The organism is Erwinia sp. JUb26 (assembly GCF_003751505.1).
Lineage (GTDB): Bacteria > Pseudomonadota > Gammaproteobacteria > Enterobacterales > Enterobacteriaceae > Erwinia.
Genome location: NZ_RJVB01000003.1, coordinates 468584 through 483085 on the forward strand (window position 1 = coordinate 468584; position 14502 = coordinate 483085).

Genomic DNA, 14502 nt, shown 5'->3' on the forward strand with positions numbered 1-14502 from the left:
TTTTCGTGAGCAACACACAACACACCCTCGCCGGCTGGATTGACAGCCATTTCGATCGCCAGGTTGCCATGCTGAAAAAACTGGTGCAGATGCCTTCCGACAATCCGCCGGGCGACTGCACGCCGCACGCGTTAATGACCGCCCAATGCCTGCATGAACTCGGGCTGGAAGTGGACATTCTTACCGTGCCCGATGATGTTGTTGCCGCAGGCGGGATGCGCAGCGCCACTAACCTGATTGTGCGCCACCGCTTCGGCCCGGGCCCGACCGTGGCGCTAAACGCCCACGGTGACGTGGTGCCGCCGGGCGGCGGATGGAGTAAAGATCCCTACGGGGCGGAAATTGAAGACGGCTGGCTGTACGGGCGCGGGGCGGCGGTATCGAAATCCGATATCACCACCTACACTTCCGCGCTGCTGGCGCTGATCCACAGCGGTGCAGATCTGCAGGGCACCGTTGAACTGCATATCACCTACGATGAAGAGACGGGCGGGTCGACCGGCCCCGGCTGGCTGCTGGCCAACGGCCACAGCAAACCCGACTACGTGGTCTGCGCCGCGCTGAGCTACTTTGTGGTCACCGCGCACAACGGCTGCCTGCACCTGGAAATCGAGCTTAAAGGGCAGTCGGCCCACGCCGCGTTTCCCACCACCGGCTGCGATGCCATTGAAGCCGGGAACCGGTTAATGACCGTCCTTTACCGCTACCGCGATGCCCTGGCGAATAGCCATTCGGCGATCGACGGCATCGATTCACCGACGATGGTGATTGGCCTGGTGAACGGCGGCATTAACACCAACGTTGTTTCGGACAAGTTCGTGCTGCGCCTGGATCGCCGCATTATCCCGGAAGAAAACCCGGAGGCCGTTGAGCAGGAGCTGCTGGCGCTGGTCGCCGACGTTGAGCAGCAGGTGCCCGGCGTGACCTTTAACGCGCGCCGTATCCTGCTGGCCCGTCCGTTTACCCCTTCGCCGCAGAGCCTGGCGCTGGCGGCGATCTTCAGCCAGCACGCCGAAGCCGTATTCCATGAGCCGATCCCGCTGGTCGGCCTGCCGCTGTACACCGACGCGCGGCTGTACAGTGACGCCGGTATCCCGACCATCATGTACGGCGCCGGGCCGCGCAGCTTTCTGGAAGCGAACGGCCATCGCGCCGACGAACGCATTCACCTTGATGACCTACGCCGCGCCACCCTGGTGGTCGCCAACAGCCTGGTCACCCTCTTGCAGGAGAAAACCGCATGATTGCCATTAAAAATCTGACTAAATACTACGGCGAACTGCCGGTATTAAAAAACTGCACCCTCGATATCCAGAAAGGCGAAGTGGTGGTGATCTGTGGCCCTTCCGGCTCGGGGAAATCCACGCTAATTAAATGCATGAATGCGCTGGAGCCGTTCCAGAAAGGGGAAATCAATATCGATGGCATGATGCTGAGCGATAAAAAAACCAGCCTGCCCGCGCTGCGCCAGCAGGTGGGCATGGTATTCCAGTCGTTCGAACTGTTCCCGCATATGACGGTGATGGACAATTTAATCGTGCCGCAGATGCGCATCCTTAAACACAGCCGCGAGCAGGCGCAGAAAAAAGCCCACGAGCTGCTGGAGCGCGTCGGCATGAAACCGCACGGCCACAAATACCCGGCACAGCTTTCCGGCGGCCAGCAGCAGCGCGTGGCGATAGCCCGCGCGCTGGCGATGGAGCCGAAGGTGATGCTGTTTGATGAACCGACCTCGGCGCTGGATCCGGAAATGGTCGCCGAAGTGCTGGCGGTGATGGCGGAACTGGCGGAGCAGGGCATGACCATGTGCTGCGTGACCCACGAGCTGGGCTTCGCGCGGAAAATCGCCGACCGGATGATCTTTATGGATGCCGGAGAAATTATCGAAGATTCGCCGACCGACACCTTCTTTACCGCCCCGGCTTCCGGGCGGGCGAAAGATTTCCTGGAGCAGATTATCCACCATTAACCGCATTGAAAACCGCGCCTGTCCACTGAGCCAGGCGCGGGAACGCGCTCAACGGAATAATCGGGCGGCGCTAAACATCAGGCTCATCCCACAGCCGCGAACACAGTTCAAATACCCTCCGCGCGGCGGGCGTCACGGCGGTCATATGCATTGCGCCATGGACCGTCCCCGCCAGCCGTTCGAGCCGTACTTTTCCCCCGTCCCGCGCCAGCCTGCGGGCGTACTCTTCCGCCTCATCCCGCAGCGGATCGCATTCACAGCTCAGCAGCAGCGTATCCGGTAGGCCGTGCAGCGACGCTGCCGCAGACGGACTGGCCAGCGGATTCTGCTGCTCGCGGGCGCCGGGCAGATAGCACTCCCAGCAGTATTCCATCATCGACCGCGTCAGGCCAAAGCCTTCGCCGAACTGCTGCCAGGAAGCCGACCGCATCGCCGTATCCAGCGCCGGGTACAGCAGCAGCTGGCGGGCAATCAACGGCCCTTGGCGATCTCGCGCCAGCAGGCAGGCCGCCGCGGCCAGGTTGCCGCCCGCGCTGTCGCCGCCAACCGCGATGCGCTGCGGGTCGATGCCCAGCGAATCCGCCCGTTCGACAATGGCACAAAGCGCGTGATAAAAATCGCTTAACGGCACCGGGAACGGGTGCTCCGGGGCCAGGCGATAGGCGACGGAGAACACCACGCTGCCGGTGGCGTCGGCCAGCTGCTGGCACGGAGTATCCCAGGCATCCAGACCGCCCAGGCACCAGCCGCCGCCGTGGGCATACACCACCGCCGGGTACATCAGGCCGTCTTCTGACCCTGCCGGATAATACGTTCTTACCGCGATCGGCCAGCCATCCTGCGCCGCAATGCTTAACGCCTCCCAGCGGCGAGTTGCTCCGGCAACGGGCTGCTGACCGGCAATCAATCCTGCGTCGGTGGCCGATCGCATTACCGCCAGCGGCACGGCGGCGCTGAAAGCGGGCGCGGCGGCCAGCCAGCGTTGGGTTGCGCTATCGAGCGGCATAGCCTTTCTCCTGTAAAAACGCCGCGATCAGCGCGCAGAATTCATCCGGGCACTCTTCGGTAATAAAATGCCCGCAGTTGCTGACCATCGCGCTGCGTAAATCGGGGGCGACTTTTTTCATCGTCTCCGCCGGGGCATCCCGCGTGGCGTGCTCCGCACCGATAGCTAGCACCGGCATACTCAGCGGCGTGGCGGCCCGCTGCTGATTCTGGCGGATGGTCTCCGGGATGGCGCGATAGTAGTTAAACCCGGCCTCCAGTTTCCCCGGCACGCTGTAGGCGTCGATATAGACTTCCGCCGCCACGCGTTCCCGCCGCCATGACCATTTATCGAACATATAGCTGAGATACAGCCGTTCGCGCCCCGCGATCAGCGCCTCCGGCAGACCGCTCAGCTGGTTGAACATGAAGTGCCAGAGGAAGATATTCTCCTGCGGGCTGACAAAAATCTCCGGCGCGGGGGCCAGCCCGGGGATCACCGCTTCGGTCAGCAGCAGTGAATGCACGCGCTGCGGGAAGTCCGCGCCCATCGCATAGCCCACCCACATACCAATATCATGGCCGATAACCGGATAGCGTTCGTGGCCGAGTTGCAACATCGCGTCAGCCAGCTGCGCGGCGATATTCCCGGTGTCAAAGCCGCCGGTTGGCGCATCCGACTCGCCGGTGCCGGGCGGGTCGACCGCCACGGCGGTATAGCCCGCACGGGCCAGATGGTCCATCACGTGCCGCCACGTGTACCACGTCTGCGGCCAGCCGGGGATCAGCAGGACCGCCGGGCCGTGGCCCTGAGTCACGCAGTGCAGACGGCGTCCGCTAACGCGCAGATAGCGGTGTTGAAGAGTGGTGTTAACCATGGTGTTCAGCCTCCGTGGTGGTGATGCCTAACAGGCGGTCTATCTGACTCTGGCTGACCGGGGCCGCCGCGAAATCATCGAAAACTTCATCGGTGACCGGAATAATATGGTCGCGGATAAACGCCGCCCCCTCGCGCGCGCCAACGTCCTTATTCTTCAGGCAGCACTCCCATTCCAGCGCCGCCCATCCGGTATAGCCGTTCTGAGTCAGGCGGGAGAATATCGCCCTGAAGTCGACTTGACCGTCCCCCGTTGAGCGAAAACGCCCGGCGCGATCGGCCCACGACTGATAGCCGCCGTACATGCCCTGGCGTCCGGTCGGATTAAACTCGGCGTCTTTAACGTGGAACATGCCGATGTGGTCGCGATAGATATCCAGAAAATCGAGGTAATTTAGCTGCTGCAGGACGAAATGGCTGGGATCGAACAGGATTTTACAGCGCGGATGATGGCCGGTGCGCTGCAGGAACATCTCAAACGAAATACCATCGTGCAGATCCTCGCCCGGATGGATTTCATAGCAGAGATTGATGCCCCGTTCGTCGCAGGCATCAAGGATCGGCAGCCAGCGGCTGGCCAGCTCGTCAAAGGCGGTTTCCACCAGCCCGGCCGGGCGCTGGGGGAAGGGGAACACGTAGGGCCAGGCCAGCGAGCCGGAAAAGGTGCCCATCTCGGTTAGCCCCAGGCGGGAAGAAGCGCTGACCGCTGCCATCAACTGCTGTTTTGCCCATGCCGTGCGGGCTTCAGGATTGCCGTGCAGATGCGGCGGCGCAAAGCTGTCGCACAGCGCATCGTAGGCCGGGTGTACCGCCATCAGCTGGCCGAAAATATGCGTGGTCAGCTCGCTGATAACCAGCCCGTGCTGCGCCAGCATACCGGTGATCTCGTCGCAGTACTGCTGGCTCTCCGCCGCCAGATTGACGTCAAACAGCCGCTTATCCCAGGCCGGGATCTGCAGGGCGCGAAACCCGTTCTCCGCTGCCCATCTGGCAATGGCCTCAAGACTGTTAAACGGAAAAACATCATCACTGAACTGTGCCAGGTGCAGGCTGGGACCCTTGATTGTTTGCATATGAACCTCTATTGTTTGTCGATTGACAAACAATAGAGGTGTGACGGTTCAGCAACAAGGCGTTTTTGCTAACGCAGCACGTAGTGCTCAGTCATCAGGGCAGAAGGTGGCTGATTTAATGTGATATTCTTTTTGCCAGACCGTGAACGCATCATTCCAGAAAAGAGAACCGCTATGGCCGGAAGACCCAGAGAATTCGATCGTGAAGCCGCACTGATTCAGGCGCGGGATTTATTCTGGCGTCACGGCTTTGAGGGCACTTCGATGTCCGATCTGGTGGCGGCGCTGGGGATTGCCTCCGCCCGGATCTACAAAGCATTTGGTTCAAAGGAGCAACTGTTCCGCGAGGCGGTGGCGCACTATGCGGAACACGAAGGCGGCTTTGCCGCGCGCGCACTGGAAGAGGGGGAAATTACCCGCGCAATCAAACGCATGCTAACGGATGCCGTCGCGCTCTATACCCGGCCCCTTGCGCCAGCGGGCTGTATGGTGGTTTCCTCGGCCAGCGCGCTCAGCGATGAAAACCAGCCGTTGCAGCAGTGGATGTCGGAACAGCGCCGCCTGCGCACGGAATCTATCATTGACCGTTTCCGCCAGGCGGCGGAAGCCGGCCAGCTGCGGCGCGATGCCGACCCGGATCTGTTGGGTAACTATTATGCATTAGTGCTGCACGGCCTATCGGTGCAGGCCCGGGACGGCGTGCCGGTGGGCGTTTTGGAGAACGTGGTGAATGTTTCACTGGCGGCGCTCTGATTTATAAGCAGCGGATAATTTAACCTTCGCCATTCTCTTTGTTTAGAATCCGCGCCCGACAAACGTCCAGAATTTCGTCGGCCAGCGCAGAATCATCAGGGCAGGCGCGGGAGAGCACCACTGCGCCAACCAGCTGCGCAAGGGTCGCCATCAGATCGGCTCGCGTCGTGCCTTCTACACCGCTTTCGTCTGCCAGCCTGGCCAGATGTTTTTCAATGCCGTCGGCAAATAATGCCTTAACCGACTCAGGCTGACGTGCCGCGTCGGTACTCAGCGCCGACATCACGCAGCCTGAACCCATTGCATCGCGATGCTGGCGGGACAGGTAACGTTTATTAAAGGCGTCGCGGCTTAATCCTGCGGAGATGTCGGCCGCCTGCACAAAGCCGCAGCTCACCGCTTCCGCCATCAGATCCGCCTTAGAAGCAAAGTGCTTATAGAAGCCGCCGTGAGTGAACCCCGCAGCAGACATCAGTTCCGCCACGCCCACGCCGTCGAAGCCGCGCTCACGAAACAGCGCCGAGGCCGTTTCGACAATTCGCTTGCGATTTTCGCGCACCTGCTCTTTCGACACTTTCATTGCTTCAGGCTCCTCTGAAAGAAAATTCTGCCGTAATTATACATTGATGATAACCGTAATCAAAAAATGTTGACGATTTAGATTATGATCGTCATCATTAAATCCGCATCGCATCGCATCGCATCGCATCGCATCGCATCGCATCGCATCGCATCGCATCGCATCGCCACCGTCAGCGGGATCTTCCGTGACAGCCGGGCGCGGCGGGCAGAGAGCAATATGGGCAGCACGACTCATTCAATCATCCACACAGGAAATACGCAGATGTCCAAACCTTCCGTTCTGATTACAGGTGCTTCAACCGGTATTGGCGCAGTCTATGCGCAGCGCTTCGCCCAACGCGGAAACGACCTGGTGCTGGTCGCGCGCGATAAAGCGAAACTGGCCGCACTGGCCGAACGTTTGCATCAGGAATACGGCGTTGCCGTAGATATTCTGCCCGCGGATCTCACGCAGTCGGAAGATGTCGCCACGGTAGAAACGCGCCTGCGTGACGATGCAAAAATTGGCATTCTGATCAACAACGCCGGTATCGCCCAGTCGGGTGGATTTACCGGGCAGACGGCCGAATCGATTGAGCGCCTTATTGCGCTGAATGTTACCGCGCTGACGCGGCTGGCTAACGCGGTCACGCCACGTTTCGTGCAGGCCGGGGAGGGCACTATCGTCAATATCAGCTCGGTCGTGGGGCTGGCACCGGAATTCGGCATGTCGGTTTATGGCGCAACCAAAGCCTATGTGCTGTTCCTGTCCCAGGGGCTAAACGTGGAACTGGCGGGCAAGGGCGTTTATGTGCAGGCGGTGCTGCCTGCTGGCACCTACACCGAAATCTGGGATCGGGCGGGGATTGATATCAAGACCCTGCCGCAGATGATGGAAGCGGGCGATCTGGTTGACGCCGCGCTGGTAGGCTTTGACCGCCGCGAAACGGTGACGATCCCGCCGGTGCAGAGTGCATCAAGCTGGGGCAGCCTGGAGGCGGCGCGGCAGGGGCTGATTGCAGATATTAATCAGGCGAAGGTGGCGGACAGGTATCAATCTGCCTGACCAGCGCGGCCTTACGCAGGTCAATTTCAGATGTGATCGAACAGCTTCTTCTTGAGGGCGTGGTGGTGAAAGAGGATGCGTTGATAACATTAAAAAATGTCGTGGTTGAAGAATAGCTCAAAGGCAAATGCTGGCGCAAAGTACGTTTTCTTTGCGCCAGTATGACGGATTCATTCAGGCTATATTCAGTTACAGTCCACTCTGCGGCTGTAGCTGATAAATCCAGGCACTCACCTGCAGGCCATCAACCGTGGTGACGTCAACCGTCACCCGGTCATAGCCGTCTTCGAATTCATCCAGCATCGGCCAGTGCGCCTGCAGATTGTTGGATAAAAACAGGTAGCCGTTCACCTGCGCGCCATCGCTGTGCAGCACAATGCCGGGGAAATCCGCCGCCGCGCCCCAGCCCCGCTCGTAAAAGGTGCCGGTGACGTGGCCAGCCAGCCACTCGCCGCCGATGCTTTCCATGATATGCGCATTCGAATGGCCCGGGCGCAGCGTGCCGTAGACAAACAACGATTCCATCTTGCCTCAACAGTGAAAAAGGGATTACCCGCCGGGTAAGGAACAGCATTCAACATACGGTCTAATCCGGCGGCTGGCAAACCCTTCGTCATGCAGGCACTCAATGCCGCCCTCCTACAGATACTGCTCCAGCAACGTCTCCAGACTGTTCTGGTCGACGGCAAATAGTCGAATCCCTTCGGCCAGTTTTTCCACCGCCATCGCGTCCTGATTATGCGCCCAGTAGAATTCCGCTTCGGTCATGGCGGCAGGCCTAGCCAGCACTTCGCCCGCATAGCTTAGCGGCGCGGGCACCGGCTCCTGGCTTTGCTGTAGCTGTGCCAGCAGCGCCGGAGACACGGTCAGCCGATCGCAGCCGTTCAGCGCCAGCACCTGTTCCGGCGTACGGAAGCTGGCCCCCATCACCACCGTGCGGTAGCCGTGCTGTTTATAGAAGCGATAAATAGTTTGCACCGACTCCACCCCCGGATCGTTGTCGACGGTCCAGGCGGTGCCGGGATTGTTTTTCCTGTACCAGTCGTAAATGCGGCCGACAAACGGCGAAATCAGGAACACGCCGGCATCGGCGCAGGCTCTCGCCTGGGCAAAGGAGAACAGCAGCGTCAGGTTGCACTGGATGCCTTCTTTTTCCAGCGTTTCGGCGGCACGTATCCCCTGCCAGGTGGCGGCAAGCTTAATCAACACCCGTTCTTTGCCAATGCCTTTTGCTTCATATAGGGCAATGATTTCACGCGCTTTGGCAATGCTGGCTGCGGTATCGAAGGAGAGGCGGGCATCCACCTCGGTGGAAATACGCCCCGGCACGCTTTTCAGGATCAGCGCGCCGATGCTGACGGCCAGAGCGTCGGCAACATCTGCCGCCTGCACCGGTTTTCCCGCCTGGCGGGACTTCACCGCCGCGACGGCTTCCGTAATCAGCGCCTGATACTGCGGAAGCTGTGCGGCCTTGTAGATAAGCGACGGGTTGGTGGTGGCGTCTTCCGGCTGATACGCGATGATGCTGTCAATATCCCCGCTGTCGGCAACAATCGTGGTGTGCTGCTTTAGTTGTTCAAGCTGATTCATAATCGTGACCTGTAATGAGAAGTAGAATTGAATGCACGGGGAACGGCACGGAGCCGCTCCCTGTGGTGGGGCTGGCAGGGCGATCAGTTAGCCTGCGCGACGCGGGTGGTCAGGCCTGGCATATTGAAGCACTCGGCTTCATTCTGGATCATATCCTTGATTTTATTGACCACGTAACGCTCAGGCTCCACGCCAAACGATTTCAGATTGGCAAACATCGCCTTCATCTCTTTCACTACCGCTGGCTTTTCGTAGTTGTAGTGGCCGCTGAGTTCGAGGATCTCCTTCAGCAGTTCCGGCTCACTGAAGATTTGCTCTTCGGACTTATTTTTGTGCTCATCGGTCATCCATTTTTCCCACTTGTGGCTCAGCACGCACTCGCGGGTCAGCACGGTTTTCAGGTCGGACGCGGTTTTGATAAAGCCCTTCGCCGCCAGATCTTTTTCCACCTGTGCCAGCTTCAGATAGGCGCGGGTTTCAATGGTGCCGTAGGCCGGGGCGACGTTCATCGCGGTGATCCCCAGGCCCGGGTGCTTCAGCAGGATCTCATCCGGCAGGTAGTCGCCGTTGTGTTCTTTCAGGCCTACGCCGTGACGGGTGCTGATGGCGGACAGTTCAGCGGACTGCTTATCGTTGAAATGACCGACGTTCTTGGTCAGACGGGTCAGGGTACCGGTCTGGCCGACGATAAACAGCGGCTGCGGCAGCGATTCGGCCGCCAGGCGCTTGTTCAGCTCGATAATAAACTCTTCGTAGGCGCTGACGTCGGTCAGGCCACCGTTGGTCTCTTCGGTGCCGACTTCGTAGAAGAACTCTTTCAGGCTGTTGGCCCTGCGGTAATCTTCGCAGAAGCGGATCAGCTCAACGGTGCGGCTCAGAACCAGTTCAATATCAATCGCTTTACCAACGACGTACGGGTCTTTGGTCGGGTCGATATGCAGCAGGTCGAAACCGGCATCCATATCAATCTGGTAGGAGCGGCGGGCCAGCTTCATCGCTTCGTCTTCCGGGATATGGTCTTTACGTTCTTTATCGCGCTGCCACGGGCCGCCGTGGTCGCGGCAGAGGAAGTAATCGCCGTCAAAACCGACTTTATCCGCCATCGCTTTCAGGTCAGCGGCAAAGCGGAACTGATCCCAGTTGTTCACGTAACCGGCACCGAATTCATCGGCATCGACCTGGTTACGGCTGGCAATAAACATCAGCGGCAGATCTTTTTCTTTGCCCAGCTCAAAACAGGCCTGAATTAATGCCGGAGACATGGGGCCAATTCCCAGCATGGTAGATTTGCCACCGTTAACGATATAATCGACGTACTGTTTCATTGTGTTTTTCATAATAACTCCTCAGGCTTTATTCATATCAGAAGTGATGGGTTTTTTAGTCGACGATTTTTTTACCGGCTCGGTAATATTCGGTCGTAGAATATGCAGGCAGATGGCGGTCACAATCACGCCGATAGCCATATCAATGACGTACCACATCGGGGCTTTGTTCACCCCGGCAATAGCAATTAATCCGCCGTGGGGAACCATGGATTCAACGCCGTGAATCATGGCCAGACCGGCACCGACGGCGCTGCCGATAATAATTGACGGCAGTACAGTCTTGAGGTTTTTAACCGCAAACGGAATGGCGCCCTCGGTAATGCCGATTAATCCCATAAAGGCGGCAGAGGTGCCCATTCTTCTTTCGTCTTCCGCCCATTTACGCTGGGAAATAAAGGTTGAGAGGGCAATGCCCAGCGGTGGAATAGCGCAGGCAATACGATATGCGCCGTTTGGGCCATAAATACCTTCGGCCATTAAGGCGAGGGTAAAGGCCGTGGCGGTTTTATTAACCGGGCCACCCATATCAAAGGCCGCCATCGCACCCAGAATCAGGCCGAGAATAACGCCGCTGCTTCCCTGCATATTCGACAGCATGGAAACCAGCCACTTCATCGCAAAGCCGATTGGCCCAATCAGCACGTAGAGATAGAGCATGCCGACAATACAGGTGGAGACGATGGGGATGATCATGATTGGCATCACCGGCATTAACGCCTTGCCAACCTTCCAGGTTTTGATCCATTTGGCGACGTAGCCGCTGAGGATGCCGAGCAGCATGGCCCCCAGGAAACCGGTGACCACGTGGTCTGCGCCCAGCGGCGTGCTGGCCATAAAGCCGGTGATAAAGCCCGGCGTCAGCCCCGGTTTACCGGCAATGGAGTAAGAGATATAGGCCGCCAGCACCGGGATCATCATACCCAGCCCGGCACTGCCGATAGCGCCTAAATTCAGCAAAAACGGGTTAGTGACCACCATCCCTTTACCGACGACCGGCTCGCCGCCCACCAGCGATAGCGCCAGGCAGATCCCGCCGACCACCACCACCGGCATCATATAGGACACCCCGGTGCTGAACGCTTTGACTAAATCATCTTTAATGATTTTGATATTTTCCGACATTTTTTATCCTCCCGAACCCGCTATTTTTATTGGCTGCTGCGATTTTTGAACGCAGCGATCCCCGTGCGCCCGAGCGCGCTTTTAGAAATGCAGGATTCGCAGATATGTAATTAACGGTTTGAATTTTCCGGTGACGGCCGTCGAAATAAACGCACCGGTGTTGTGTTTAATTCACCAGGCTTACCGCTTTATCAATAATCGCTGCCGGATCGCGCACCACTTCGGCTGGGTTGAGGGAAATAACCCGACCCTCATCTTCTTTTTCTTCAAAGCGCTCAACGCCCTCAATACCGATAGCAATCGCCAGAATCACCACATCGGCTTCGGCAATTTCATCGTCACTTAATTCATTTTCAATGCCCATGCCGCCTTGGGTTTCCACCTTGACGTCATAACCTCTTTTTTTACACTCCTGCTCAATCGCTTCCTGCGCCATATAGGTATGGGCAACTCCGGTAATGCATGCTGCAACGCCGACAATTTTCATAATGAACTCCTGATTTTTTTTTGGCTGATTTTTAAAATAGGACTGACGGTTATTCTGTTTTTATATAGCCAGCGTGCTGGCCATCAGGTTGTAGAGTACGGTCACGTTTTCGGCCTGTTTTATTTCATTGCGGAAATCCTCTTTCATTAGCTTTCTGGCAAGCGTTGAGAAATATTTCATATGTTCGTTGGGGTCAGCAGATTTGCTCACCGTCAGCATAAATACGGTTTCAACCTGCTGATCGCCCCACATAATGGGCTTCGCAAGGGTGGCCATACTGATAGTGGAGTGCTGAATATGGTCCGATTTGGTGTGAGGAATGGCAAAGCCATAGCCCACGGCGGTGGAAAAGGAGTCTTCCCGCGCCCAGATATCATCGGTTAACCGATCGCGATTATCGGTACGGTGATGCAGCCAGAGATTGTCGGTCATCATCTTGATCGCTTCGTTCTTATCACCGGCATCCAGAGCGTAAAGGATAAATTCCGGCGTGAGGATCGGCATTTTGCTTATTGCCCTGACCTCCGGCGAGCGCAGGGCGCTTTTCACCCCGGCGGAACGTTTTACGCTGACGATCTCCTGCACCAGCCGCTGACATTTGGTGAAATCCAGCTCGCGCAGCGTGTGCTTAACCCCCGGGATCGCGGTGCCGCTCATGCTCAGTTCGTCAAAGCCCATTCCGACCAGCAGCGGCAGGAAATCGCTGCTGGCACCCAGCTCGCCGCAGAGGCCGATCCACTTGCCCGCGCGGTGCACCTCCTCGACGGCCAGCTTCAGGGCGCGCAGGAAGGACGGTGCATAATTGTCGTACACCGATTCAACCTGCGAATTGCCACGGTCGGCGGCAAAAAAGTACTGCGTCAGGTCGTTGCTGCCGACGCTGAAGAAATCGGCGTAGTCGGCAATTTCGCCGATGGCGAAGAGAACCGAGGGGATCTCCAGCATCACGCCCAGCGAGATGGCGTCGTTGAACGGCAGGCCTTCATCGCGCATCGTGCTTTTGACCTCTTCGAGCACCTCGCGACACCAGATAACCTCATCAACGTTGGCGATCATCGGGATCATGATTTTCGCCTCGCCCAGTGCCGAGGCGCTGAGAATGGCCTTCAGCTGCATGGCAAAGAGGTCGCGATAGCGGGGATAGGTGCGCACAGCGCGGAAGCCGAGAAACGGGTTTTCCTCCTCGCCGGTATCCAGATAGTCCACCGGCTTATCGCCGCCGATATCGAAGGTGCGGAAGATAACCGGCCTGCCATCTGCCAGCGCCATGACCTGGCCATAAAGATCCGCCAGCTCGCGGTAGTCCGGTGGCGTTTTGCGGTCCATAAACGACATTTCGGTACGGAACAGGCCGATGCCTTCCGCGCCGTTGTTGAATGCCGCTTCGGCTTCCGCCACGCTGGCAATATTGCCGGCGATTTCCACGCGGTGGTTATCGCAGGTCGTTGCCGGTTGCATCACGCCCGCCATCATCTGCTGCTGCATCAGCTGCTGGACGGTGATTTCATGGCGGTAATAGCGCAGGACCTGCTCATCCGGCGCGGTGATCAAAATCCCCGGGTTACCGTCGATAATGATGTCCGTGTTCGCCTCCAGCGTCAGGGCCGTAAAATCAATATCCGTCAGGGTCGGGATGCCAAGCGAACGCGCGAGGATCGCGGTGTGTGAGGTTTTACCGGTGGCGGATAAAACCAGGCCGGCAAGATACTGCTTATTGATGCCGAGAAACTGGCTCGGGGTCAGGCTGTTCGCCAGAATAATCGACGGCTGGGTTAATTCCAGGCTGTTTTGCGGCAGTGCACCCGTGCCATAAATCGCCATGATCAGCTGCCCAGTAATATCGAGAACGTCAAGGCTTCTCTCTTTGATATATTTGCTCGCTGAGCGGTTAAGAATGTCACAAAATTCCATCGCCGATTTAATCACGGAATTCCACGTATTCTCGCCGTTTGCAATGGCGCTGGTAATCTGGCTTTGAAAGGTCGCATCGGTCACGATCGATAAATGCGCCTGTAAAATATCATGCTCAACGCCGGTTTTAATTTCCAGTGCGGTAAGCTTCTCATCCTTCAGTGTCGCCAGGCCCGCCAGGAAAATACGCTGTTGCTGTTCTGCGGAATATTCTCCGCCGGGATTACGCGCCAGCATTTCGTTTAAAGACAGGCTCTGTATGCGCACCGGCTTCGCAATCGCCACGCCGCCGCTGATGCGTGAACCCTGAATAAAGTCGAGCCGGGTTTCCCGCAGGGATCGCGGCAGATAGCCCGCTGGCGCTGTGGCCTCCTCCGCCTGGCTGACCTCGAAAGAGGGCAGCTTTTTCAGCAGAGCCCGCAGCTGCTGTGCTGCTTCAGCCGCATCTTTCCCGCTGAGCGATATTTCGCAGGCGTCGTTGAATAATGTATCGGTCGCCACCACCGAGAGAGCGCTTTTCCCATTACCCTGAATGCCGCTGCGAATATTCTTCCAGCACACGTCGGATTGAAACGTATTACACAGTCGTTCGATGTGCCCTGCAGGCCGGGCGTGAATGCCTTCATTCAGTTCACACTGGTACGCTATTATTTCTGACATCATCGCTCCCGATAATACTTTGCAAAAGCAGGTTTATTTTCCTGGCAGGTATGTGGTCCTGCATTTCATGTTTTATATCCTTGACCTTTAATGAACATGTTTGAATAGAAAAAAAGTGACC

14 protein-coding genes are annotated in these 14502 nt (G+C 57.7%); 4 read left to right on the forward strand and 10 right to left on the reverse strand.

The genetic code is table 11. The annotated features are described in order from the left end of the window. Positions 1 to 5 precede the first annotated feature (5 nt). Both EC836_RS10875 and EC836_RS10880 read left to right on the forward strand, forming a co-directional pair. The gene (locus EC836_RS10875) at positions 6 to 1244 is read left to right on the forward strand and encodes a M20/M25/M40 family metallo-hydrolase (RefSeq protein ID WP_123332908.1); all 1239 of its coding nucleotides are present in this window, start codon (positions 6 to 8) and stop codon (positions 1242 to 1244) included. Continuing rightward, positions 1241 to 1969: an amino acid ABC transporter ATP-binding protein gene (locus tag EC836_RS10880; RefSeq protein ID WP_123332910.1), complete on the forward strand. Its 729-nt coding sequence runs from the start codon at positions 1241 to 1243 to the stop codon at positions 1967 to 1969. Before EC836_RS10875 ends, EC836_RS10880 begins: the two co-directional genes overlap by 4 nt. A 70-nt stretch (positions 1970 to 2039) precedes the next feature. Here the strand turns inward: EC836_RS10880 and EC836_RS10885 are convergent, their stop codons facing one another. The 3 genes from EC836_RS10885 to EC836_RS10895 are packed head-to-tail and all read right to left on the reverse strand — an operon-like array spanning position 2040 to position 4903. After that, a complete protein-coding gene (locus tag EC836_RS10885; RefSeq protein ID WP_123332912.1) occupies positions 2040 to 2975 on the reverse strand; it encodes an alpha/beta hydrolase in 936 nt (311 codons plus the stop codon). Beyond that, the gene (locus EC836_RS10890; RefSeq protein WP_123332914.1) at positions 2962 to 3831 is read right to left on the reverse strand and encodes an alpha/beta fold hydrolase; all 870 of its coding nucleotides are present in this window, start codon (positions 3829 to 3831) and stop codon (positions 2962 to 2964) included. The genes EC836_RS10885 and EC836_RS10890 overlap by 14 nt, the downstream gene beginning before the upstream one ends. Continuing rightward, complete coding sequence (locus EC836_RS10895; RefSeq protein WP_123332916.1) at positions 3824 to 4903, reverse strand: sugar phosphate isomerase/epimerase; 1080 nt, start codon at positions 4901 to 4903, stop codon at positions 3824 to 3826. Before EC836_RS10895 ends, EC836_RS10890 begins: the two co-directional genes overlap by 8 nt. A 174-nt stretch (positions 4904 to 5077) precedes the next feature. Between EC836_RS10895 and EC836_RS10900 the strand changes: the two genes are divergently transcribed. Next, positions 5078 to 5656: a TetR/AcrR family transcriptional regulator gene (locus EC836_RS10900; RefSeq protein WP_123332918.1), complete on the forward strand. Its 579-nt coding sequence runs from the start codon at positions 5078 to 5080 to the stop codon at positions 5654 to 5656. A gap of 19 nt (positions 5657 to 5675) precedes the next feature. Here the strand turns inward: EC836_RS10900 and EC836_RS10905 are convergent, their stop codons facing one another. Further along, entirely contained in the window at positions 5676 to 6236 is a 561-nt protein-coding gene (locus EC836_RS10905; RefSeq protein WP_123332920.1) for a TetR/AcrR family transcriptional regulator, read from the reverse strand. Between the two features lie 264 nt (positions 6237 to 6500). Between EC836_RS10905 and EC836_RS10915 the strand changes: the two genes are divergently transcribed. Beyond that, complete coding sequence (locus EC836_RS10915) at positions 6501 to 7283, forward strand: SDR family oxidoreductase (protein ID WP_123332923.1); 783 nt, start codon at positions 6501 to 6503, stop codon at positions 7281 to 7283. A gap of 189 nt (positions 7284 to 7472) precedes the next feature. Here the strand turns inward: EC836_RS10915 and EC836_RS10920 are convergent, their stop codons facing one another. The 6 genes from EC836_RS10920 to ptsP form a co-directional block, all read right to left on the reverse strand. After that, a complete protein-coding gene (locus EC836_RS10920; protein WP_123332925.1) occupies positions 7473 to 7808 on the reverse strand; it encodes a gamma-glutamylcyclotransferase family protein in 336 nt (111 codons plus the stop codon). A 114-nt stretch (positions 7809 to 7922) separates the two neighbouring features. After that, positions 7923 to 8873, reverse strand: coding sequence for a transaldolase (tal, locus tag EC836_RS10925; protein WP_123332927.1), 951 nt, complete (start codon positions 8871 to 8873; stop codon positions 7923 to 7925). An 83-nt stretch (positions 8874 to 8956) separates the two neighbouring features. After that, positions 8957 to 10210: a class II D-tagatose-bisphosphate aldolase non-catalytic subunit gene (locus EC836_RS10930; protein WP_123332929.1), complete on the reverse strand. Its 1254-nt coding sequence runs from the start codon at positions 10208 to 10210 to the stop codon at positions 8957 to 8959. 9 nt (positions 10211 to 10219) lie between these two features. Then, positions 10220 to 11323, reverse strand: a complete 1104-nt coding sequence (locus tag EC836_RS10935) for a PTS fructose transporter subunit IIC (protein WP_123332931.1) — start codon at positions 11321 to 11323, stop codon at positions 10220 to 10222. 166 nt (positions 11324 to 11489) lie between these two features. Then, positions 11490 to 11810 carry a PTS fructose transporter subunit IIB gene (locus EC836_RS10940; RefSeq protein ID WP_123332933.1) on the reverse strand — a complete coding sequence of 107 codons (321 nt, stop codon included), beginning with the start codon at positions 11808 to 11810 and terminating at the stop codon, positions 11490 to 11492. 60 nt (positions 11811 to 11870) lie between these two features. After that, positions 11871 to 14381: a phosphoenolpyruvate--protein phosphotransferase gene (ptsP, locus tag EC836_RS10945; protein ID WP_123332935.1), complete on the reverse strand. Its 2511-nt coding sequence runs from the start codon at positions 14379 to 14381 to the stop codon at positions 11871 to 11873. Positions 14382 to 14502: the final 121 nt, after the last annotated feature.